The 22,324-nt window shown below is 68.9% G+C and carries 18 protein-coding genes and 2 tRNA genes; 12 read left to right on the plus strand and 8 right to left on the minus strand.

Going from position 1 to position 22,324, the window contains the following annotated elements; translation table 11 throughout:
* Positions 1 to 30: 30 nt before the first annotated feature.
* From serB to mfd, 4 genes are all read right to left on the minus strand, one after another.
* On the minus strand, positions 31 to 753 hold the full coding sequence (gene serB / locus AC1VNM_RS00975) for a phosphoserine phosphatase SerB (protein ID WP_483105554.1): 723 nt from the start codon (positions 751 to 753) through the stop codon (positions 31 to 33).
* 148 nt (positions 754 to 901) lie between these two features.
* Positions 902 to 1,483 carry a PIN domain-containing protein gene (locus AC1VNM_RS00980; RefSeq protein WP_483105555.1) on the minus strand — a complete coding sequence of 194 codons (582 nt, stop codon included), beginning with the start codon at positions 1,481 to 1,483 and terminating at the stop codon, positions 902 to 904.
* Complete coding sequence (locus AC1VNM_RS00985; RefSeq protein WP_483105556.1) at positions 1,470 to 2,012, minus strand: hypothetical protein; 543 nt, start codon at positions 2,010 to 2,012, stop codon at positions 1,470 to 1,472. Before AC1VNM_RS00985 ends, AC1VNM_RS00980 begins: the two co-directional genes overlap by 14 nt.
* A gap of 87 nt (positions 2,013 to 2,099) precedes the next feature.
* Complete coding sequence (mfd, locus tag AC1VNM_RS00990; RefSeq protein WP_483105557.1) at positions 2,100 to 5,567, minus strand: transcription-repair coupling factor; 3,468 nt, start codon at positions 5,565 to 5,567, stop codon at positions 2,100 to 2,102.
* 431 nt (positions 5,568 to 5,998) lie between these two features.
* On the opposite strand from mfd, the gene AC1VNM_RS00995 reads away from it, so the two are divergent.
* Positions 5,999 to 7,129: a ShlB/FhaC/HecB family hemolysin secretion/activation protein gene (locus AC1VNM_RS00995; protein WP_483105558.1), complete on the plus strand. Its 1,131-nt coding sequence runs from the start codon at positions 5,999 to 6,001 to the stop codon at positions 7,127 to 7,129.
* Between the two features lie 42 nt (positions 7,130 to 7,171).
* On the opposite strand, the gene AC1VNM_RS01000 is transcribed toward AC1VNM_RS00995, so the two are convergent.
* Positions 7,172 to 8,230: an RNA methyltransferase gene (locus tag AC1VNM_RS01000; protein WP_483105559.1), complete on the minus strand. Its 1,059-nt coding sequence runs from the start codon at positions 8,228 to 8,230 to the stop codon at positions 7,172 to 7,174.
* A 178-nt stretch (positions 8,231 to 8,408) separates the two neighbouring features.
* Here AC1VNM_RS01000 and ispD point away from each other — a divergent pair, with 178 nt between their 5' ends.
* The 3 genes from ispD to ispF all read left to right on the plus strand — a co-directional run bounded on the left by ispD (position 8,409) and on the right by ispF (position 10,482).
* Positions 8,409 to 9,158 (plus strand): 2-C-methyl-D-erythritol 4-phosphate cytidylyltransferase, encoded by a 750-nt coding sequence (gene ispD, locus AC1VNM_RS01005; protein WP_431102375.1) that lies wholly within the window; start codon positions 8,409 to 8,411, stop codon positions 9,156 to 9,158.
* Positions 9,155 to 9,910 carry a type I methionyl aminopeptidase gene (map, locus tag AC1VNM_RS01010; RefSeq protein WP_431102376.1) on the plus strand — a complete coding sequence of 252 codons (756 nt, stop codon included), beginning with the start codon at positions 9,155 to 9,157 and terminating at the stop codon, positions 9,908 to 9,910. The genes ispD and map overlap by 4 nt, the downstream gene beginning before the upstream one ends.
* An 83-nt stretch (positions 9,911 to 9,993) precedes the next feature.
* Complete coding sequence (gene ispF / locus AC1VNM_RS01015; RefSeq protein ID WP_483105560.1) at positions 9,994 to 10,482, plus strand: 2-C-methyl-D-erythritol 2,4-cyclodiphosphate synthase; 489 nt, start codon at positions 9,994 to 9,996, stop codon at positions 10,480 to 10,482.
* Positions 10,483 to 10,693: 211 nt separating this feature from the next.
* Here ispF and AC1VNM_RS01020 read toward each other — a convergent pair whose 3' ends face one another.
* Positions 10,694 to 12,019, minus strand: coding sequence for an ATP-binding protein (locus AC1VNM_RS01020; RefSeq protein WP_331613380.1), 1,326 nt, complete (start codon positions 12,017 to 12,019; stop codon positions 10,694 to 10,696).
* Between the two features lie 4 nt (positions 12,020 to 12,023).
* On the minus strand, positions 12,024 to 12,752 hold the full coding sequence (gene ompR, locus AC1VNM_RS01025) for an osmolarity response regulator transcription factor OmpR (protein ID WP_067269272.1): 729 nt from the start codon (positions 12,750 to 12,752) through the stop codon (positions 12,024 to 12,026).
* A 237-nt stretch (positions 12,753 to 12,989) separates the two neighbouring features.
* Between ompR and AC1VNM_RS01030 the strand changes: the two genes are divergently transcribed.
* Positions 12,990 to 13,727 carry an SIMPL domain-containing protein gene (locus tag AC1VNM_RS01030; protein ID WP_483105561.1) on the plus strand — a complete coding sequence of 246 codons (738 nt, stop codon included), beginning with the start codon at positions 12,990 to 12,992 and terminating at the stop codon, positions 13,725 to 13,727.
* A gap of 3 nt (positions 13,728 to 13,730) precedes the next feature.
* Here AC1VNM_RS01030 and AC1VNM_RS01035 read toward each other — a convergent pair whose 3' ends face one another.
* Complete coding sequence (locus AC1VNM_RS01035) at positions 13,731 to 14,501, minus strand: 3-hydroxybutyrate dehydrogenase (RefSeq protein ID WP_483105562.1); 771 nt, start codon at positions 14,499 to 14,501, stop codon at positions 13,731 to 13,733.
* Positions 14,502 to 14,620: 119 nt separating this feature from the next.
* Between AC1VNM_RS01035 and AC1VNM_RS01040 the strand changes: the two genes are divergently transcribed.
* The 7 genes from AC1VNM_RS01040 (at position 14,621) to AC1VNM_RS01070 (ending at position 22,318) form a co-directional block, all read left to right on the plus strand.
* A complete protein-coding gene (locus tag AC1VNM_RS01040; protein WP_483105563.1) occupies positions 14,621 to 15,415 on the plus strand; it encodes an alpha/beta fold hydrolase in 795 nt (264 codons plus the stop codon).
* Positions 15,416 to 15,460: 45 nt separating this feature from the next.
* Positions 15,461 to 17,734 carry a RelA/SpoT family protein gene (locus AC1VNM_RS01045; RefSeq protein ID WP_483105564.1) on the plus strand — a complete coding sequence of 758 codons (2,274 nt, stop codon included), beginning with the start codon at positions 15,461 to 15,463 and terminating at the stop codon, positions 17,732 to 17,734.
* Positions 17,735 to 17,838: 104 nt separating this feature from the next.
* A tRNA-Val gene (locus AC1VNM_RS01050) sits at positions 17,839 to 17,915 on the plus strand.
* 107 nt (positions 17,916 to 18,022) lie between these two features.
* Positions 18,023 to 18,099: transfer RNA gene (locus AC1VNM_RS01055), tRNA-Val, on the plus strand.
* 219 nt (positions 18,100 to 18,318) lie between these two features.
* On the plus strand, positions 18,319 to 19,443 hold the full coding sequence (locus AC1VNM_RS01060; protein WP_483105565.1) for a hypothetical protein: 1,125 nt from the start codon (positions 18,319 to 18,321) through the stop codon (positions 19,441 to 19,443).
* A 23-nt stretch (positions 19,444 to 19,466) separates the two neighbouring features.
* Complete coding sequence (locus AC1VNM_RS01065; protein ID WP_483105566.1) at positions 19,467 to 20,723, plus strand: toxic anion resistance protein; 1,257 nt, start codon at positions 19,467 to 19,469, stop codon at positions 20,721 to 20,723.
* A gap of 20 nt (positions 20,724 to 20,743) precedes the next feature.
* Entirely contained in the window at positions 20,744 to 22,318 is a 1,575-nt protein-coding gene (locus tag AC1VNM_RS01070; protein WP_483105567.1) for a vWA domain-containing protein, read from the plus strand.
* Positions 22,319 to 22,324: the final 6 nt, after the last annotated feature.

The raw sequence follows: 22,324 nt of genomic DNA on the forward strand, positions 1-22,324 counted from the left end.
TCGCAGGCTCGACGCCGGTCGGCAAGAACCTCAGCGCAACACTGTCAGCAACCGGTCGAGTCCGCCGTCGTTGATCGCGACCATGGCCTGTTCGCGGACCTTGGGTTTGGCGTGATAGGCGACCGAGAGCCCGGCGGCGCCCATCATCGGCAGGTCGTTGGCGCCGTCGCCGACGGCGATGCACTGCGCGGAGGTCGCGCCGATGTGCCCGGCGCAGGCCAGCATCATGCGGCGCTTCTCCTCGCCGTCGCAGATGTCGCCCCAGTCCTGCATCACGAGGGCGCCGGTCAGCCGGCCGTCGACGATCTCCAGCTCGTTGCTGCGGACGAAGTCCATGCCCAGCTCGGCGGCGACGAAGCGGGTGAAGTAGGTGAAGCCGCCGGAGACCAGCACCAGCTTCAGGCCGGCCGCCTTCAGCGCGGCGCAGAGTTCGCGCGCGCCGGGGTTGAAGTTGAGCCGCTCGCGCAGCACCTGTGCCAGCGCGTCCTCGCCGACGCCCTTCAGCAGCGCGAGGCGGCGGCGCAGGCTGTCCTTGAAGTCGGTGATCTCGCCGCGCATGGCGGCCTCGGTGATCGCGGCGACCTCGGCCTTGCGGCCCGCGGCGGCGGCGATCTCGTCGATGCACTCGATCGAGATCAGCGTCGAGTCCATGTCGAACGCGGCGAGCTTGAAGTCGCTCAGCGCCAGCGGCGGCGTGAAGCCCTGCAGGACGAGCGGGGAGAAGGTGGACGACGGGGACGGCGTGGTGGTCATGCGATCGGAACCTGCAGCGGGCCTGGAAACGGGCCTGGAAGATGGGGCCCGGCGCGCGGGACCTTGAATGCGGAAGGTCCCCGCCGATGATCACTTGGATCAGTCGGCGGGGACGGGCGGGAGCTTAGCGCACTCGCCGAGGCAAGCCTCAGCGCGCATGCGCGCCGACGTAGGTCGCTCCGCGAGTGCCGGTCATCCAGAATGTCGGCGTTTCGGCCCAACCGAAGCGGGTATCGCTCAAGCGCGAGAGGTATGCGGCGGCCGGCTCCGAGACGCGAGGGGCGTGCTGCCGGTCACTGATGCCAGGAACATCCCAGGACTCCAGCTTCAGGCCCTCCACACGCGCCAGGCCCTTGTCCTTGCTGATCAAGGTTGCGCCCAGCGCCATCGCGTGCGCGGCGATGGCTGCGTCGAACTGTTCGATGCGTTGGCCGCGCTGCTCGCTGGCGGACCTGATGCAAGCGTAGAGGTCGGAAAACCAGAGTCCTCGATCGAGATACTCGACCCGGATCTCTCGCATCAGCTCCCGCAAGCGCAGCGCCTTGCGGTTGGAGTTCTTCTTCTCAAGCCCGGCGAAGATCTCGGCTTGCACGATGACGCTGATGGCGACACGTCCGGTGAGTGAATCGAGGCGCTTCTGGCAGTGAGCCAGCCGTTCCGATCCGGGACGCTCCATCAGGTAGCTCATGATGTTCGTGTCGAGCATGTAGAGCGGTTCAACGCGATCCATGTTGCGCCTCCCAGGCGTCGAAGCGCGCGCGACGGATCCTGTCGACTTCAGCATCGTCCTCCCAGTCGTCCAGCCCGAGAACCCGGGCCCGCACCGGCTTGCCGTAGTTCTCCGGCAGGTACGGGCAGGTCTCGCAGCCCTCGCGCGCATGCAGGATAAGGCGAGAGATGCGCTTGCTTTCGGAGATCGCGCGGATGAGCGAATCCGGATCGGTCAGCCGGTCGTCCGGCGGCAGGTGCCGGCACTGGAAGCAAGTCATCGCGTAGGCGCATCCCCTCTCCTTGGCAGCGAACTCGGCTTCGCGTGCGGCATCCCAGGCCGCCTCTTCCGCGTCTTCCTGTGCTTGGCGGGCGGCCATGACATCGATCGATTCGACTGCATCGATCCGACGGCTTGCTTCGATCAGGGGTAACAGTGGCGTGTGTTGATGCATCGGCATCCCCAGAAGTTGAGAAGCCGTCAGTCTAGGAAGCGGTTCCTCCGCGGTCATTGACTCGAACTGGTGGACCTGCAGATCGTCTTCCAGCAATTCAAGTGAGGGTCAGTCACTTCTCCGGATTGCCATTGAAAACGGCGGCCGGAGCCGCCGTTTCACCCTTGCAAAGCAGACCTGCGATCAGGCCTGCGCCACCGGCGCGCCGAGCAGCCGCAGCACCTCGCGCACGGCCTGCGCGCGGTCCTTCGGATCGGTCAGCGCCTTGTCGATGCGCAGCTTCTCGTTGCCCACCAGCTTGATGTTGCGGTTCTTCTGCACGAGCTCGATCACCCGCATCGGATCGATCGGCGGGTTGGGCCGGAAGTTGATGTTGATGACGCTGGGCGCCGCGTCGATCTTCATCACGCCGTAAGGCTTGGCCAGCACGCGCAGGCGGTGCGTGTCGAACAAGGTCTGTCCCTGCGCCGGCAGCTTGCCGAAGCGGTCGGTGATCTCCTCGAGCATCGCGTCGATCTGCTCGGCGCGGTCCGCCGTCGCGAGCCGCTTGTACAAGGACAGCCGCTGGTGCACGTCGCCGCAGTAGGCGTCGGGCAGCAGCGCGGGGGCGTGCAGGTTGATCTCGGTGGTCGCCGACAACGGGCTGAGCAGGTCCGGCTCGCGGCCGGCCTTGAGCGAGCGCACGGCCTCGGACAGCATCTCGTTGTAGAGCTGGAAACCGATCTCCATCATGTTGCCGCTCTGGTGCTCGCCCAGCACCTCGCCGGCGCCGCGGATCTCCAGGTCGTGCATGGCGAGGTAGAAGCCCGAGCCGAGCTCCTCCATCGCCTGGATCGCCTCCAGCCGCTGCGCCGCTTGCTTGGTCAGGCCCTCGACGTCCGGGACCATCAGGTAGGCATAGGCTTGGTGGTGCGAACGCCCGACGCGCCCGCGCAGCTGGTGCAGCTGTGCCAGGCCGAACTTGTCGGCGCGGCTGATGACGATGGTGTTGGCGCTGGGGACGTCGATGCCGGTCTCGATGATGGTCGAGCACAGCAGCACGTTGTGCTTGCCGCCGACGAACTCGCGCATCACGCGTTCCAGCTCGCGCTCGGGCATCTGCCCGTGGGCGACGACGATGCGCGCCTCCGGCAACAGCTCCTCGAGCTTCATGCGGCGGTTCTCGATCGTCTCGACCTCGTTGTGCAGGAAGTAGACCTGCCCGCCGCGCTTGAGTTCGCGCAGGATGGCCTCGCGGATGGTGCCGCTGGTCTCGCTGCGCACGAAGGTCTTGATCGCCAGACGCCGCTGCGGCGCGGTGGCGATGACGCTCAGGTCGCGCAGGCCCTCCAGCGCCATGCCCAGCGTGCGCGGAATCGGCGTGGCGGTCAGCGTCAGCACGTCGACCTCGGCGCGCATCGCCTTCATCGCTTCCTTGTGGCGCACGCCGAAGCGGTGCTCCTCGTCGATGACCAGCAGTCCCAGGCGCTTGAACTTGACGTCGGCCGACAGCAGCTTGTGCGTGCCGATGACGATGTCGATCGAGCCGTCGGCCAGGCCCTCCATCGCCGCCTTGATCTCCTTGGCGGAGCGGAAGCGGCTCATCTCGGCGACCTTGACCGGCCAGCGGCCGAAGCGGTCGGCGATGTTCTGGTAGTGCTGCTCGGCCAGCAGCGTCGTCGGCGCCAGCAACGCGACCTGCTTGCCGCCCATCACCGCGACGAAGGCGGCGCGCAGCGCCACCTCGGTCTTGCCGAAGCCGACGTCGCCGCACACCAGCCGGTCCATCGGCTTGGGGCTGATCATGTCCTGGATGACGGCGTGGATCGCGGCGCGCTGGTCGGGCGTTTCCTCGAAGCCGAAGCTCGCGGCGAAGGCCTCGTAGTCGTGCGGCGAGTAGCGGAACGCGTGGCCCTCGCGCGCGGCGCGGCGGGCGTAGAGGTTGAGCAGCTCCGCGGCGGTGTCGCGGACCTGCTCGGCGGCCTTGCGTTTGGCCTTGTCCCACTGGCCCGAGCCCAGGCGGTGCAGCGGCGCCTCCTCGGCGCTGACGCCGGTGTAGCGGCTGATCAGGTGCAGCTGCGCGACCGGCACGTAGAGCGTGGCCTTGTCGTCGTACTCCAGGTGCAGGAACTCGCTGGGGCCGTCGCCGAGGTCGATGTTGATCAGGCCGAGGTAGCGGCCGATGCCGTGGTTCGTGTGCACCACCGGATCGCCGACCTTCAGCTCGGACAGGTCCTTGATCAGCGCGTTGACGTCGCTGACCTGCTCCTGCTTGCGGCGCCGGCGCGTGGTGGGCGTGGTCGCGAAGAGCTCGGTCTCGGTGAAGAGCTGGATCTGGCGCCCCTCGTCGGGTTCGAACCAGAAGAAGCCCGCCGCCAGCGGCGCGGCGGTGATCGCGAAGCGCTCGTCCTTGTTCGCCTCGAATTCGGCGAGGTCCTTCACCGACGGCGGATCGATCTTGTTGTCGCGCAGCAGCTCGAGCAGGCTCTCGCGGCGGCCTTCGCTCTCGGCGAGCAGCAGCACGCGGAAGTCGGTGGACTTCAGGTGCGCGGCCAGGCGCGCGAGCGGCTCCTGCGCGCCGCGCTCGACGCTGACGTCGGGCAGCGGGCGTGCGTAGTCGACGGCCTCGTGGCCCCGCACCGCCAGCACCGCGTGGCGGTGCGTCGCGGTGAAGAACTCCTCGGGCCGCAGGAAGATCTCCTCGGGCGCCAGGATCGGGCGGTCCGGGTCGTGCTGCAGGAAGCGGTGGCGTTCCCGCGTGTCGGTCCAGTAGCGCTGCAGCGCCTCGTCCACCTCGCCGTGCAGGACGAGTCCGGCCTCGGCGGGCACGTAGTCGAACACGCTGGCGACCTCGTCGAAGAACAGCGGGAGGTAGTACTCGATGCCGCCGGTGGCCAGGCCCGTGTCGATGTCCTTGTAGATGCGCGATTTCGTCGGATCGCCGTCCATCTTCTCGCGCCAGCGGGCACGGAAGGCCTTGCGCGAGGCCTCGTCCATCGGGAACTCGCGCCCGGGCAGCAGGCGGACCTCGGGCACCGGGTACAGCGAGCGCTGCGAGTCCGGATCGAAGACGCGGATCGAGTCCACCTCGTCGCCGAACAGGTCGACGCGGTAGGGCACCAGCGAGCCCATCGGGTAGAGGTCGATCAGGCCGCCGCGCACGGCGTATTCACCGGGCGAGACGACCTGGCTGACGTGCTGGTAGCCGCCCAGCGTCAGCTGGCGCTTCAGGCCGGCCTCGTCCAGGCGCTGCTTCTGGCGGAAGTTGAAGGTCGTCGCGGCCAGGAAGGACGGCGGCGCCAGCCGCGTCAGCGCGGTGGTCGCGGGCAGCAGCACGACGTCGAGGTCGCGCTCGGCGACCGGCTTCCCGTTGGCCTGCAGCAGCCGCCACAGCGTGGCCAGCCGTTCGGAGATCAGGTCCTGGTGCGGGCTGAAGCTGTCATAGGGCAGGGTCTCCCAGTCGGGGAAGACGGCGACGCGCAGTTCGGGCGCGAAGAACTTGAGCTCGTCCTCCAGGCGCTGCGTGTCGCCGGGCTCGGCGGTGACGATCAGCGTCAGCCGGCCGGCGGCCTGCTGCTGCCGCGCGAAGCGGGCGAGCAGCAGCGCGTCGGCGGAGCCGGTGGGGCGGGGCAGGGTGAAGCGTTTGCCGGGGGAGATCGTGGACAGCTGCATGGCGCACAAATGAGAACAGCCCCGGGAAGGGGCTCGGGGGAATTGTAGGGAGCCCGCCGCGACACGGCATGACAGGAGCGACAAGGGACGCTCGGGGGACGCACGGGGGGCGCCAGGGGACGCAAGAAGGCGGAGTTGCAAGGAGGCTCAGGGGCGCATGGGCGTTGTGCGGAGCATCCCGGGAGCAGTCGGCGTACCCGGCGCGCGGTTCCTGATGCATTCCAGGGTCGAGGTGCCGCGATCAGGCTGGTGGTGACGCCGCGTTGGTGATCCGCGGCGATTGGTGAGAACGCCCGCGCTTCGAAGAATGGGGGTCTCTCATTGAGCATTTCTCCAGCATGCACAGTTCATTCATCGAAGGGGTGCCAGCGACCGGACGGTTGTCGCGGCGATCCGTGTGTTCTCCCGGTGCCCGGCGGCACGCGCTGTCCGTGGCGGTTGGCCTCGCCTGTCTGACGGGCGTGGCGCCGGTCCTCGGTCAGACCCCGACGCCCTCGTCGCCGCCGACCGGATCACCCGCGTCGCTGTCGACAGGATCTCAGGTGCGGGCGTTGTCGAGCCCGTCAGGTGTCTCGATCACCTCGGGTGCGGGGTCGGGCGCCAAGGGCTGGGACGGCATCGCGGCCTATCAGTTCCCGCTCGGCTCGCGTGGCATGCGAGGAGCGGTGGCGGCCAGCCATCACCACTACGGGCTGGGCAGGGCGTTCGCGCGGTCCGGCGCGCAGGGGCAGGTCGACGCGGTGGGGGCGGCGATGGTCGTGCCGCTGACCACGACGGGGACGGGGCGGCTGAGCTGGCAGATCGGCGTGGAGTTGCGGCGCATGGACCACGCGCGCAATACGTCCAAGGCATCCGCAACGTCCAAGGCATCCGCCACGTCCAACGCGTCCAACTCGTCGAACGCGCGCAAGGCGATGGCGTTCACCGATCCGCGACGGGCGGTGGCGGTGACGACTGGCTTGCAGGCGGCGATGGTTCCGTCGCCGGGCAGTGCTGCCTGGGGCGGTGTGTGGATGGAGGTCGGCGACGTGCGCCTGCGCGATGCGGCGGTGGCGACGGATGCCGCGAGCGCGCGCTCAGCGGGTGAATACCTGCTGTTGTCGAGCGACCTGGCATGGCTCAAGCAGTGGACCGCGTGGGGACTGCTGCTGCGTGGGAGCGGGCAGATTGCGGACAAGAACCTGGATGCCTCGAGGAAGTTTCCGCTGGGCGGCGCGCACGGCGTGCGGGCGTGGCCACTGGGCGAGGCTTCGGGCGACCACGGTGTCCTGGCGCAGATGGAGCTGCGATACCGGTGGAAGGCCCTGGAGCCGTTCGGGTTCGTCGATGCCGGGCGGGTGAAGTTCAGCCACACGCCGTGGGAGACGAGCGCCCGCGCGCGCGTCTTGCCCCCAGGTCGCACGCTCGCCGGTGCGGGCGTCGGCTTGCGCTGGCAGCACGGGCCCTGGAGCGCAGACGGCACGGCGGGATGGCGCCTCGGCACGGCGATGCATCGGAGGTCGGTGTCGGCGCCGAAGGCGCGGATGCCGCAGCTGTGGATGAGCGTCGCTTATGCGTTGTGAGCGAGGCGCGTTGATGTGATGCGCGTCGAGGCGCGCTGATGCTCAGTTCGCCGAGGCGATGGGAATCGACCGACGGGCCTCGCGCATCGACGTCGGCTGGACATCGAGGCTGCGCGCCCGCAACTGCCCGCAGCCGCCGTCCACATCCTGCCCGGCGGAGTCGCGCAGCTTCGTCAGCACGCCGCGCTGATGCAGCCGGCGGGCGATGTCGCGCGCCTTGTCCCAGTCGGGCCGCACGTAGGGCAGCTCGGGCACGCTGTTGTACGGGATCATGTTCAGCACGCCGTACCGGCCCTTGAGCAGGTCGACGATGCCGTCGAGCTCGTCCTCGCCGTCGTTGATGCCCGCCAGCAGCGTCCACTGGTACTGGATCGGATAGCCGGTCTGGCGGGCGTAGCGCTCGCCAGCCTCGACCAGCTCGCGCGGCGTGAGCCGCGGCGCGCGCGGCAGCAGCTCGCGGCGCAGGTCGGGCTTGGTCGTGTGCAGCGACAGGGCCAGTGCCGGCTTCACGGGACCTGAGGCGAGCCGCTCGAACGCGCGCAGGTCGCCGACCGTCGAGAACACCAGGTGCTTGTGGCCGATGTTGCCTTCGAGCCCGAGCAGCTCGATCGCTTCCATGACGGCCTCCAGGTTGTGGGACGGCTCGCCCATGCCCATGAACACGACCTTCTTCACCGCCCGCTCGCGACGCGCCAGCGCCACCTGCGCGACGATCTCGGCGCTGGTGACCTGCCGCAGCAGCCCGTCCTTGCCGGTCATGCAGAAGCGGCAACCCACGGCACAGCCGACCTGGCTCGACACGCACAGGCCGTCGCGCGGCAGCAGCACGCTCTCGACCGTCTGGCCGTCCTGCAGCCGCACCAGCAGTCGCGCGGAGCCGTCCTCGCCCGGATGCCGCTCGACCAGCGTCGCCAGCCCGTGCAGTTCGTCCATCAGCGCCGGCAGCGCGTCGCGGACCGCCAGCGGCAGGTAGTGCACCAGCTGGCGCCGGCCCTCGGTCAGCGGCCGGGCCTGGACCCAGTGCCGCAGCACGCGTCCCGCGTGCGCCTCGTTGGCGCCGAGCGCGGTCAGGCGGCGGTGGATGTCGGCGATGGCGAACACGGCATTCGGAAGAGGTGAGGGCAGGTGACGGGATTTTCGCCGATCGAATCGGCGTCCCCGCATCGGGCCGCACTTCCACCGCCGCTGGCCCTCACCCCCCGCCCTCTCCCGCGGTGCGGGAGAGGGAGTTCATGCCGAGGTTGGCGCTCCCTACAAGGCGCTCCCTACAATCGACCCCATGAGTTCCTTTCCCATCGGCCTGACGCCGCGCTGCTTCGCGCTGGTGCCGGCCGCGGGCGTCGGCAGTCGCTCCGGCGCCGACCGCCCCAAGCAGTACGTCCCGCTCGCCGGCCGCGCCCTGATCGCGCACACGCTGGCGGCGCTCGGCGCCGTCGCGCGGGTCGAGGCCACGCTGGTAGTGCTCTCACCCGACGACGACCAGTTCGAATCCGCCGTCCCTGGCTTCGAAGGCGAGCACGGCTGGATCGCAAGGACCGGCGGCGCGACACGCGCCGACACCGTCGCCGCCGGCCTGCAGGCCTTGCGCGAACGCGGTGCCCAGCCGCACGACTGGGTGCTCGTCCACGACGCCGCCCGTTGCCTGCTCCGCCCCGAATGGGTCGATGCGCTGATCGACGCCTGCGACGACGACGAGGTCGGCGGCCTGCTGGCGTTGCCCGTGGCCGACACGCTCAAGGACGCGGTGGTCGCGAGCCCGGGCACCGATCCCGGCGCGGCGCCGTCGACGCGCGTCGCCGCCACCGTCGACCGCCGCGGCAAGTGGGCCGCGCAGACGCCGCAGATGTTCCGCCTCGGCCTGCTGATGCCCGCGCTGGCCGGCCCGATGGAAGGCATCACCGACGAGGCCAGCGCCGTCGAGGCGCTGGGCCATTCGCCGCGTCTGGTCGAAGCTTCCATGGAAAACTTCAAGGTCACCTATCCCGCCGACTTCGCGTTGGCCGAACGCCTGCTCAGGAGCCGCGCATGACTGTCGAATCCGATGACGATATCCAGGGCCTGAAGGCCGCCGGCGAAGCCGTCGCCACCGTGCTGCGCCGCATGCTGGACGCGATCCGGCCCGGCATGACCACGCTCGAGCTCGACCAGATGGGCGAGCGCTGGCTGACGGAATTCGGCGCGAAGTCCGCGCCGCGCGTGATGTACAACTTCCCCGGCGCCACCTGCATCTCGATCAACGAGCAGGCCGCGCATGGCATCCCCGGCGACCGCGTGATCCAGAAGGGCGACGTCGTCAACGTCGACGTCTCGGCCGAGCTGGACGGCTACTTCGGCGACACCGGCGGCACGCGCATCGTCCCGCCGACGACGCCGACGAAGACGCAGCTGGTCTTCGCCGCGCAGTACGCGCTGGAGCAGGCGATGAAGGAAGTGAGACCCGGGGCGAAGATCAACCGCATCGGTCACGCGATCGAACGCGTGGCCAAGGCGCACAAGTTCAAGATCATCGAGAACCTCTGCAGCCACGGCGTCGGCCGCTCGCTGCACGAGGAGCCCAAGAGCATCCCCGGCTACTACGACGCGAACGACACGCGCGTGCTGACCGAAGGCATGGTCATCACCATCGAGCCCTTCCTGTCGACCAAGAGCCGCTGGGTCGACGAGGAGGCCGACGGCTGGACCCTCTCCGGCGTCAAGGGCAACCTGTCCGCGCAGTTCGAGCACACGATGATCGTCACCCGCAACGGTCCGCTCGTCGTCACGAACGCGCTGCCGCACTGAGCGCTGCCCCGTCCACTCCTTCCGTCGCGTCTGCTTTTTCGACCGCCGCCCCGCTTGTTCCCCGCAGTCAACGCCACATCCTCATGGTCCTGAATTTCCGCATCGGCGAGGGGTGGGACACCCACCAGCTCGTCACCGGCCGCCCGCTGATCCTCGGCGGCATCACGGTCCCGCACACGCACGGCCTGCTGGGCCACTCGGACGCGGACGCGCTCGCGCACGCGATCACCGACGCGCTGCTCGGCGCGGCCGCGCTGGGCGACATCGGCAAGCTGTTCCCCGACACCGCCGCCGAGTTCAAGGGCGCCGATTCGATGGTGCTGCTCGAAGAGGCCTACCGGCGCGTGAAGGACCTGGGCTGGGTGATCGGCAACCTCGACGGCACCATCATTGCGCAGCAGCCCAAGATGGCGCCGCATATCCCGGCGATGCGCCAGCGGCTCGCCGAAGTGCTGGGCATCGACCCCGGCCAGATCAACGTGAAGGCCAAGACGGCCGAGAAGATGGGGCCCGTCGGCGAACTCAAGGCGATCGAGGCACGCGCCGTCTGCCTGCTTGTCCGCTCCGACTGAATCGCTCGGTCGCACTCCCTCTCCCGCCTGCGGGAGAGGGCAGGGGTGAGGGCCAGCGGCGGTGGAAGTGCTGAAGCCTTCTTGCTGACTGCCGAGTCCGCTGGCCCTCACCCCACCCTCTCCCGCAAGCGGGAGAGGGAGCAAGAGAGGCAGGTTGACTGCGCGAGCGGGAATGCCGACTGCGGTCAGACGCTCTCGCGCTTGGACGCGGTCAGACGCTCGCGCGCTTGAGCCTCAGTTGCGCGACGAAGCCGCTGTCGTCGGCATTCGCGAGCCGCAGTTGCGCGCCCAGGCGCTGCACCGACTTCTCGACGATCGCCAGGCCCAGGCCCGCGCCGGTCGCCGCCGTGCGCGCCGTGTCGCCGCGGTAGAAGGGCGTCGTCAGCTTCGCGAGCTTGTCCGGCGGCACGCCGGGCCCGTGGTCGCGCACCGTCAGCAGCACCCAGGCGCTGTCGGCCTCGGCCGTCACCTCGACGCGCGTCGGCTCGTCGCCGTGGTGGCCGTAGCGGCGCGCGTTCTCGAACAGGTTCAGCAGGATGCGGCCCAGCTCGGTCGGGTCGGTCCAGATGCGCAGCGCCGCGGACAGCCGCACGCTGATCTGGATCTGCTGCGGGTCGCGGAAGCCCTGCGCCTCGCGTTCCACCAGCTCGCGCAGGTTGAGCGCCTGCAGCTGCAGCTCGCTGGGCCGCGCGTAGTCCATGAACTTGTTGATGATCGCGTCGAGCTGGTCGATGTCCTGCGCGATGTAGGTCCGCGCCTGCTCGTCGTTGACGCTCATCTCCGCTTCCAGCCGCAGCCGCGCCAGCGGCGTGCGCAGGTCGTGCGAGATGCCCGCCAGCATCACGCTGCGGTCCTCTTCCATCTTGGCCAGCTCGCGCGCCATCCGGTTGAAGCCCATGTTGACCTCGCGGATCTCGCTGGTCAGCGTGCTTTCGTCCAGGCGGGAGTCGTACTCGCCTTCGCGGATGCGGCTCGCGGCGATCGACAGCTCGCGCAGCGGCTGGTTGATCAGCCGCGCGATGGCCGCGGCGCCCAGCAGCGACGCGCCCAGCGCGATCGCGATCCACCACCAGTTGCTGGAGATGTTGGCCTGCAGCGGCGCCGGATTGGTCTGCAGCCAGAACTGGTCCGGGCCGACATCGAATCTCACCCACAACCCCGGCACGCCGTTCAGGCCGCTTGCGAGCACCGTCTGCGGGCCGAGCCGCGAGACCAGCTCCTTGCGCAGACGCTGCGCGAAGGGCGAGTTCTCGTAGGGGAGCCAACGGTCGGTCGCTTCGGCGACTTCCACGGAGACAGCCTCGCTGCGCGCCAGCGACTTGACCACCGCCACGCGGTTGATCGCGTCGGTGCTGGACAGCGCCACGCGCGACAGGTTGACCAGGCCGGCCAGCTGCTGCGCCGCCTCGAGGGCCTTGGGTTCGGCCTCCAGGGCCTTGAAGGTCTGCTGCCACGCCAGCACACCGGCCGCCAGCAGCAGCGCCAGCAGCGCGAAGGTGCGCCAGAACAGGTTCAGCGCCAGACGCGGGGGAGCCACGGGATCAGGCCGCCTCGTCCGGAACGAACACGTAGCCTACCCCCCACACGGTCTGGATGAAGCGCGGCTGCGCCGGATCTTCTTCCAGCAGCTTGCGCAGGCGCGAGACCTGCACGTCCAGGCTGCGGTCGAAGGGCTCGAACTCGCGGCCGCGGGCCAGCATGGCCAGCTTGTCGCGCGACAGCGGCTGGCGCGGGTGGCGCACCAGCGCCTTCAGCATCGAGAACTCGCCGGTGGTCAGCGGCACCGGATCGCCGTTCTTGGCCAGGCGGCGCAGCGCCAGGTCGAACTCGAACGGGCCGAACTGGACCGTCATCGGTTCCTTGGACGGCGCGCCCGGCGCTTCCGGCGGCGGACGGCGGCGCAGCACCGCGTTGATGCGGGCCAGCAGTTCGCGCGGGTTGAAAGGCTTGGCCAGGTAGTCGTCGGCGCCGACTTCGAGGCCGACGATCCGGTCCACTTCCTCGACCTTGGCGGTCAGCATGATGATGGGCGTGCTGTCGCCCGCGGCGCGCAGCCGTCGGCAGATGGACAGGCCGTCCTCGCCGGGCAGCATCAGGTCCAGGACGATGAGGTCCACGGTCTCGCGCGTCAGCTGCTTGTTGAGCGCCTTGCTGTCTTCGGCCAGCAGGACCTCGAAGCCCTCCTGGGCCAGATAGCGGCGAAGGAGGTCGCGGATGCGGGCGTCGTCATCCACGACCAGGACACGGTTGGGGCGGGTTGTGGTTTGCATGGCGGCCACTCCGGAATTTGTAACAGCGGGACTGTAAGGGCTGTTTTTCGACCTGTTTGCGGGATGCATCAGTCCTTACCGGATGGTTACATCTTTTGTAACAGGGCTGTCCATATCCCTACCGGAGGTCGATGAATGACCCAAAAAGGCGGATGGACGGCGCGCCGTGGTGGTCAACCGTGACGCTTTCCTCACGCGTTATGCTGGTTCCCACCTGGACTCTCCGTAGGAACCCGAATGATCCGAAGCTCCAAGATCCTTGCCCGCACCCTGATCGCCGCCGGTGCGGTGGCGGTGCTGCCCGCGATGGCGCAGGCCCAGGCCGCCCGGACCGACGTGCTCGCGCTGAATGCCTCGGCCACCACCGAAGTGACCCGCGACCTGTTGCAGCTGCGCTTCTCCACCACCCGCGAGGGCAAGGAGGCGGGCGCCGTCCAGAACGAGCTCAAGCAGGCGCTCGAGGCCGCGCTGACCGAGGCGCGCAAGGTCGCCAGGCCGGGGCAGGTCGATCTGCAGGCGGGCAACCTGTCGGTCTATCCGCGCTACGGCCAGCCCAAGGGCAGCTCGAGCGCCGCGCCGCAGATCACCGGCTGGCAGGGCAGCGTCGAGCTGCTGGTGCAGGGCCGCGACATCGACGCGATCTCCAAGCTGAGCGGCCGCATCAACTCGCTGGCCATCGCCAACGTCAGCTACGGGCTGTCGCGCGAGGCGCGCGAGAAGGCCGAGGACGACGTGGTCGCGCAGGCGATCGCCAGCTACAAGGCCAAGGCGGCCCTGTACGCGAAGCAGTTCGGCTATTCGGGCTACCGCATCGGCGAGGTCAGCGTGAACGCCGACCAGCCGGCGCCCGTCATGATGGCGGCCCAGGCGCGCTTCAAGACGATGGCCTCGTCGGCCGACGAAGCCCTGCCGGTCGAATCCGGCAAGGCCACCGTCACGGTGAACGTCAACGGCAACGTGCTGATGACGAAGTGAGGCTCACTGCGCGGTCCAGCCGCCGTCCATGGCCCAGGCCTGGCCGCGCACGTTGATCGCGGCGTCCGAACACAGGAACACGGTCAGCGCGCCGAGTTCCTCAGGCGTCGTGAACTGCAGCGAGGGCTGCTTCTCGGCCAGCAGCTGACGTTTGGCCTCGGCGGGATCGAGTTTCTCCCTGGCCGAACGGTCGTCGATCTGCTTCTGCACCAGCGGGGTCAGCACCCAGCCGGGGCAGATCGCGTTCACGGTGACGGGGAGGAGGGCGGTCTCCAGCGCCGCCGACTTCGTCAGGCCGACCAGGCCGTGCTTGGCGGCCACGTAGGCCGACTTGCCGGCCGACGCCACCAGCCCGTGCGTCGACGCGATGTTCACGACGCGGCCCCAGTTCTTCTTCTTCATGCCGGGCAGCGCCAGGCGCATCGTGTGGAAGGCGGAGCTGAGGTTGATCGCGATGATCGCGTCCCACTTCTCCGGCGGGAACTCGTCGACATTGGCCACGTGCTGGATGCCGGCGTTGTTCACCAGGATGTCGCAGCCTCCGAATTCCTGGTCGATGTAGGCCATCATGGCCTCGATCTCGGCGGGTTTGCTCATGTCGGCGCCGTGATACCCGACCTTCACGCCGAGCGCCTCCACCTGTCCTTTCGGACCCGCGTGGTCGCCGAAGCCGTTGAGCACGATGTTCGCGCCCTGCTCGGCGAGGGTCAGGGCAATCCCCAATCCGATGCCGCTCGTGGAGCCGGTGACCAGCGCCGTCTTGCCTTTCAACATGCCGCGTCCTCTTCAGGGTTGTTAGGATGGGGACAAAGGATACGAGCGATGTCTGAACCCTTGTTGAAAAAAGTCCAGGCGCTGAGCCCTTGTGGCCTTCACCGGGTCGCGTATTGGGAGTGGGGCAGGCCGACAACCCGCGGGTGCTGGTGTGTGTGCACGGGCTGTCGCGGCAGGGCCGCGACTTCGACGTGATCGCGCGACGCCTGAGCGACCGTTTCCGGGTGATCTGCCCCGACGTCGTCGGTCGCGGGGAGTCGGAATGGCTGGGCGATCCTCGCAACTACCAGCTTCCTCAATATGTCTCGGACATGGTCACGCTGCTGGCGCGCCTGGGTCCTGCGCAGGTGGACTGGCTGGGGACCTCGATGGGCGGCCTGATCGGCCTGGCGCTGGCGGCGATGCCGGCCAGCCCGATCAAGCGGCTGATCCTCAACGACGTGGGACCGACGATCGAGTTCGTCGCCTTGCAGCGCATCGCGAGCTACCTCGGCCGGGCGCCGCAGTTCGAGAACTGCCAGCAGGGCGCGGACTACCTGCGCGGCATCTCGCAAGGTTTCGGGCCGCACACGGACGACCAGTGGCTGGCGCTGTCGCGGGCGATGTTCAAACCGGACGGCGATCGCTGCCGGCTGCATTACGACCCGCGCATCGGCCAGGGCCTGGCCGGACTGACGCCGGAGCTGGCGAAAGCCGGCGAGGCCCAGCTCTGGGCGGCCTACGACGCGGTGCGCTGTCCGACGCTGCTGCTGCGCGGCGGCGATTCGGACCTGCTGACGCGCACGACCGCCGAGCTGATGACGCAGCGCGGCCCGCGCGCCGAGCTGCACGAGTTCCCAGGAGTCGGCCATGCGCCGACGCTGGTGCATGAAGAACAGATCCGCGTGGTGGAGCAATTCCTCGACCGCGGATGACGTCCCGGCGGCGCACGCGCCCCCGACGACACGGATGAACGACGAATGAAGACGGAATTGGGGCTGCGGCAGGACCAGGCGGCGCCCATCGTGGCCCTGCTGGACGGGGACCTGCCTCACCGGTTGCCCGCGGCGCAGCCGCGCGCCGAGGAGACGGCGGACCCGGTGCGACGCGCCCGCGCGTTCGCGGAGCCGCTGCTGGCCGATCACCTGCTGGGCACCGGGGAGCCGGCGCTCGACCACGCGGACGGCGTGGCGGCGATCCTGGCCGGCGTCGGCGCGGCGCCGTCCATGCAGGCGGCCTCCTACCTGGTGTACGCCGGCGATTACCTGAACAAGCCTGAAGAGATCGTCGCCAAGGCCTTCGGCGAGAGCGATGCGAGCCTGGTCGCGCACACGCGCCGGCTGGTGCAGATCCAGCGCGCGGCGCGCGAGGCGCGCGTCGAGGAGCAACGCCGGCAGGAGCAGACCGAGCTCGTGCGCAAGATGCTGCTGGCGTTCTCACGCGACCTGCGCGTGGTGCTGCTGCGGCTGGCGTCGCGGCTGCAATCGCTGCGCTGGTTCGCGGCCAGCAAGACGCCGTGCCCGCGCGAGCTGGCGGCGGAATCGCTGCAGGTCTTCGCGCCGCTGGCCAACCGGCTCGGCATCTGGCAGATCAAGTGGGAACTGGAGGACCTGGCGTTCCGCTTCCTGGAGCCCGAGCACTACCACCAGCTCGCCAAGGGCCTGCACGAGAAGCGCGTCGAGCGCGAGCAATCGGTGGAAACGGTGCGGGCCGCGCTCGAGCGCGAACTGCAGGCGCATGGCATCGACGCGCAGGTGCAGGGCCGGCCCAAGCACCTGTACAGCATCTGGAAGAAGATGCGCGGCAAGGGCCTGACGCTGGAACGCGTCTTCGACCTGCGCGCGTTGCGCGTCGTCGTGCCGGAGGTCGCGGACTGCTACGCGGTGCTGGCGCAATTGCACGAGCGCTACCTGCCGGTGGACGGCGAGTTCGACGACTACATCGCGCGTCCGAAGCCCAACGGCTATCAGTCCCTGCACACGGTGGTGATCGCGGCGGACGGCCGGCCGATGGAGGTGCAGATCCGCACGCGTGCCATGCACGAGCATGCGGAGCACGGCGTCGCCGCGCACTGGGCCTACAAGGAAGCGGGCACCAAGGGCTACGCCGGCGTGAGCGCCGCGGGCGAGTTCGAGGAGCAGGTCGCGCAGGCCCGCAAGGCGGTGCTGCGGCAACTGCTGGCGTGGGAACGCGACTACGTCGCCGAGACCGACTCGAACTTCGACGACCGCATCTACGTGTTCACGCCGCAGGCCAACGTGGTCGAGCTCTGCGCGGGCGCGACCGCGATCGACTTCGCCTATGCGGTGCACACCGACCTGGGGCACCGCTGCCGCGGCGCGAAGGTCGACGGCCAGATGGTGCCGCTGAACACGCCGCTGCAGAGCGGCCAGACGGTGGAGATCGTCGCGCTCAAGGAGGGCGGCCCGTCGATGGACTGGCTGAACGCGGAGCTCGGTTATCTGCAGAGCCAGCGCAGCAAGGCCAAGGTGCGCGCGTGGTTCAACGCGCAGGTGCAGACGCACACGATCTCCAAGGGCCGCGAGCTGGTCGAGAAGCTGCTGCAGCGCGAAGGCAAGACGGCGATCAAGCTCGACGATCTGGCGGGGCGGCTCGGCTTCAAGAGCGCGGAGGCGCTGTTCGAGGTCGTCGGCAAGGACGAGTACTCGCTGCGCAACATCGAGACGCTGCTGCGTCCCCCGGTGCCGGAGGCGGACGAGGAGGAACTGCTCGTCCAGCGCCACACGAAAGGCGCGGTCGGGGAAGGACGCACGCCCAAGGGCGGCGTGCTGGTGGTGGGCGTGGACTCGTTGCTGACGAGCCTGGCGCGCTGCTGCCGGCCCGCGCCGCCGGATCAGATCACGGGGTATGTGACGCGCGGCAAGGGCGTGGCGATCCATCGCTGCGACTGCGCGAACCTGCGTCAGATGGCGCAGGCGGCGCCGGAGCGCGTGATCGCGGTCGCGTGGGGCGAGCCCGCGCCCGACCGGGCGGGCAAGGGCGCGATGTATCCGGTGGACCTGGTCGTCGAGGCCACGGACCGGCCGGGGCTGCTGCGGGACGTGCTGGAGCTGTTCGCGAAGGACAAGCTCAACGTGGTCTCGGTGAACCAGCAGAGCGGCAAGGGCAAGCCCGCGCGCAGCGACCTGTCGCGGATGAATTTCACCGTCGAGGTGAGCGATGCGCAGCGCCTGCAGCAGACGCTGGTGGCGCTGTCGCAGGTCTCGGGCATCCGGAGCGCGCGACGTCGCTGAGTTCATCGCTCAGTTCATCGTTGAGACCGTCGTGCGTCTGACGTTCTTTTTCGGGCGACTTCCTGGACGGACCTCAAAATCCGGCATATACTGCGAGGCTCTTCAGGCGCGTAGCTCAGTTGGTTAGAGCACCACCTTGACATGGTGGGGGTCGTTGGTTCGAATCCAATCGCGCCTACCAGAATTGGTAGGCAAGTCCTTCGGGACACCTCGACAGGTCGCCCGCTTCAAACGGCGGGCGATTCTGTTTACGGACCAGTGGATTGACCACCACTGGCCGAGTTTTTCAGGCGCGTAGCTCAGTTGGTTAGAGCACCACCTTGACATGGTGGGGGTCGTTGGTTCGAATCCAATCGCGCCTACCAGACGGTAGGACGTCCTTCGGGACACCTCGGCAGAACGCCCGCTTCTTAGCGGGCGTTCTGCTTTGTGCTTTCCACTTGTCGGGTAGACCAGCGGCGAGCGCCTGCCGGACGCCGCGGACTCCCGCGCTCGTGACAGTCGTGTGACACATTTCCGTCATCACCCGGCGATATCGTCCGCCGCAGCGTGACCCTTCCACGCGCCTTCAGGGGCTCGTCACCTTGGACATTCGCAAACTGGTCGCCCCCGTGCTGGCGATCGCCCTGCTCGCCGCGGTCGGCGGCGGCGTCTGGTACTCCAACGCGCGGCTCGGCCAGGACAAGGTCGCCGCCGTCACCGCGCAGCAGGTGCGGGACCGACAGGTCACGCTCCGCGGTCTCATCGGCTCCGAGAAGGAAGCCTTCTTCAACGACCCCCGCGTCCAGCAGGCGCTGGCTGCCCGAGGACTCACGGTCACGGTCGAGAAGGCCGGGTCCCGTGCCATCGCCAACCGCGTCGACGCGTCGAAGTACGACTTCGGCTTCCCGTCCGGCGCCCCCGCGGGCCAGCAGCTGAAAGTGGCCGCCAAGGCCGCCAACGTCTACACGCCGTTCTATACGCCGGTCGTCTTCGCCAGCTGGAAGCCGATCGCCGAGATCCTCGTCGCCAACGGCATCGCGCAGCGCGAGGGCGACTTCTATTACATCGTCGATCTCCAGCGGCTGATGACGCTGATCGAGCAGAACGCCCGCTGGCGCGACCTCAAGAAGAGCGAGGCCTTCGCCACCGGCAAGGCGGTGCTGGTGAACTCCACCGATGTGCGCACCTCCAACTCCGCGGCGATGTACCTCGCGCTGGCGAGCTATCTCGCCAACCAGCAGCAGATCGTCCAGAGCCAGGAGGAAGTCGACAAGGTCCTCCCGCTCGTCGCCCCGCTGTTCCTGCGCCAGGGCTTCCAGGAGCAGAGCTCCGCCGGCCCGTTCGAGGACTACCTCGCGCTCGGCATGGGCAAGGCGCCGCTGCTCGCGGCCTACGAGTCGCAGATGGTCGAGTTCTGGCTGCGCAATCCGGATCGGCTCAAGGGCGACATGGTCGTGCTCTACCCGCGTCCGACCGTGTACTCGAAGCATGTGCTGGTGCCCTACAACGAGAAGGGCGCCCGCCTGGGCGAGGCACTCGACACCGACCCCAAGCTGCGCGAGCTCGCGCATGAATACGGCTTCCGCACCGGCGGCGACGTGAAGGGCCCGGAGACCTGGGCCCTGCGCGGCGTCAAGGTGCCGCCGGTGCTCGTCGACGTCGTCGACCCGCCCAGCCATGAATGGCTCGAACGCATGATCCAGGGCATCGAGGCCCGGTTCAAGTGACGCTTCATCCCGAGGAGGACCACATGACCGCATCGCAGACCCCGACGCCCGTCCCGAACTCGACCGGCAATGTCGCACTCGACGAACTCCAGCCCCCGCAGGCCTTCACGCTGGAGCCGCCCGCGCCGGTGCAGGTCGTGCCTGTCGAGACCGCCGGCGGCAAGGTGAAGCTCAAGCCGGAGGAGGTCGCCGAGCTCGACGGCCAGGTCCGCCAGTTCATCGACGACATCACGACGCACGACAGCCAGCATCCGACCTTCAAGCAGGCCGTCGAACGCATCCACGCGATGGGCAGCAAGGACATCGAGGCCGCGTCCGCCGCGTCCAACCGGATGCTCGACCGGCCCGTCGGATCGTTGAAGAGCGGCCTCCTGGACCAGGGCGCGCAGATCGGGCAATCGCTGGTCGACCTGCGCCGCACCGTCGAGGACCTCGACCCGTCGCGCCAGGGCGACCTGTTCTCGGCGCGCAAGCTGCTCGGCTTCATCCCGCTGGGCAACAGGCTGGCCGACTACTTCGACCGCTACCAGTCCTCGCAGTCGCACCTGAACGGCATCATCGAGGCGCTCAAGGGCGGCAAGGACGAGCTGCTGCGCGACAACGCGGCGATCGAGCAGGAGAAGGTCAACCTCTGGACGCTGATGGAACGGCTGGAGAAGTACATCCACATCGGCCGGACGCTCGACGGCCAGCTCGAGGCGAAGGCGCGCGAGCTCGAACACTCGGACGGCGAGAAGGCGCGCGTCGTCCGCGAGGAGATGCTGTTCTACACCCGCCAGAAGGTGACGGACCTGCTGACGCAGCAGGCGGTGAACATCCAGGGTTATCTGGCGCTCGACCTGATCCGCAAGAACAACCTGGAGCTGGTCAAGGGCGTCGACCGCGCGACGACGACGACCGTGTCGGCGCTGCGCACCGCGGTCATCGTCGCCCAGGCGCTCAACAACCAGAAGCTGGTGCTGGATCAGATCGCCGCGCTGAACACCACTACCGGCCAGCTCATCGCCGGCACCAGCGAGATGCTGCGCGACCAGAGCGCCGCGATCCATCAGCAGGCCGCGTCCAGCACGATCGAGATCGCGAAGCTGCAGCTGGCCTTCACCAACATCCACCAGACGATGGACACCATCGCCGACTTCAAGACGAAGGCGCTGGCGTCGATGCAGACGACCGTGGACACGCTGTCCGACGAGGTCGCCAAGAGCAGGACCTACCTGGACCGGGTGCGGCGTCAGGAATCCGCCGCGGCGCTGCAGGCGTCGGGAGAGGTGTCGCTGTGAGCGTCGCGCGCCGCACTGCGATGGGATGGTGCTCCCTCGCGCTGCTGTCGATGGCGCTGGTGCTCGGCGGCTGCGGCAGGCGTGAGTCCGACGCGCCGCCGGCCAGGACGGCGGAGGCGGGCAATGCGGAGGCCGCGTTCACCGTGCTCGCGGGCTCCGAGGTCAAGGACCTGGAGCCGGCGATCGTCGCGGCTGGACGATCGGCGGGCTTGTCCGTGCGCATGAGCTACGCCGGCACGCTCGACATCGTCGAGCGGATCAACGCCGGCGAGCGCTTCGACGCGATCCTGCCGCCCAACGGCGCCTACCCGTCGCTGGCGCTCCAGACGCCGCCGCTGGCGCGCGAGAAGCTCTTCTACTCGCGCATCGCGCTGGGCGTGAAGGCGGCCAAGGTGGCCGAACTCGGCTGGAGCCAGCGCGCGCCGACCTGGGCCGACATCGCCAAGGCCGCCAGCACCGGCAGGCTGCGCTACGCGATGACCAATGCGGCGAGTTCGAACTCGGGCATGAGCGCGCTCTTCGCGGTGGCCGCCGCGTCGTCGGGCAAGACCGAGGACATGGCCGCGTCCGATGTCGACGCCAAGGTCATCACCGCCTTCCTGTCCGGCCAGCGGCTGACCGCGGGCAGCTCCGGCTGGCTGGCCGACGCCTTCACGAAGGACCCGGCTGCCATCGACGCGATGGTGAACTACGAGGCCGTGATCCTGCGTGCCAACGAAAAGCTGGCCCAGGACCAGCGTCTGACGCTGGTCTATCCGCGGGACGGGATGATCTCGGCCGACTATCCGCTGATGCTGTTGCGCGAAGCGCAGCGCGAGCCGTACAACAAGCTGGTCGCCGCGTTGAAGGCGGTGGATTTCCAGCGCGACGCGCTGGGCCCCGCCTTCCTGCGGCCCGCGAATCCCCAGGTCGCGACCGCGGCGGCGCTGCCGACGGCGGCGATCGCGGAGCTCTCATTCCCGAACCGGCTCGAGGTCATCGACGCGGTGCTGACCGCCTACCAGTCGACCTGGCGCAAGCCGTCGACATCGATCTTCGTGCTGGACATCAGCGGTTCGATGAAGGGCGAGCGCATCGAGCTGATGCGCGAAGCGCTCAAGGTGCTCAGCGGCGCGTCGCAGGCGACGACCAGCGCGCGACTCAGCGCTTTCCAGGGCCGAGAGCGGGTGATCCTCATCCCGTTCGACGACCGGGTGAGCGATCCGGTGCTGGTGCCCTTCGACGCCGGCGACATCGATGCCGCGCGGGCGCGGCTGACCAGCGTCGCCGACGAGCTGCGGCCGCGCGGCGGCACCGCCGTGTATTCGGCGCTGTCGGCCGCGCTGGAACTGGCCGCGCGGGAATCGCGCGAGCACCCGGACCGCTTCGTCAGCATCGCGCTGCTGACCGACGGCGAGAGCAACAGCGGGATGTCGTTCGCCGCCTTCCGCTCGCGCTACGGGCAGGGCGCGCCGGCGCGCGTGTTCCCGATCCTGTTCGGGGAGGGCAACGTCGACGAGATGAAGCAGATCGCGCAGATGACCGGCGGGCGGGAATTCGACGGACGCCATTCGCGCCTGGCGCAGGTCTTCCGCGAGATCCGCGGCTATCAGTGAGCGCGC

The sequence above is a fragment of the Mitsuaria sp. MSU3D genome (genome assembly GCF_056867975.1).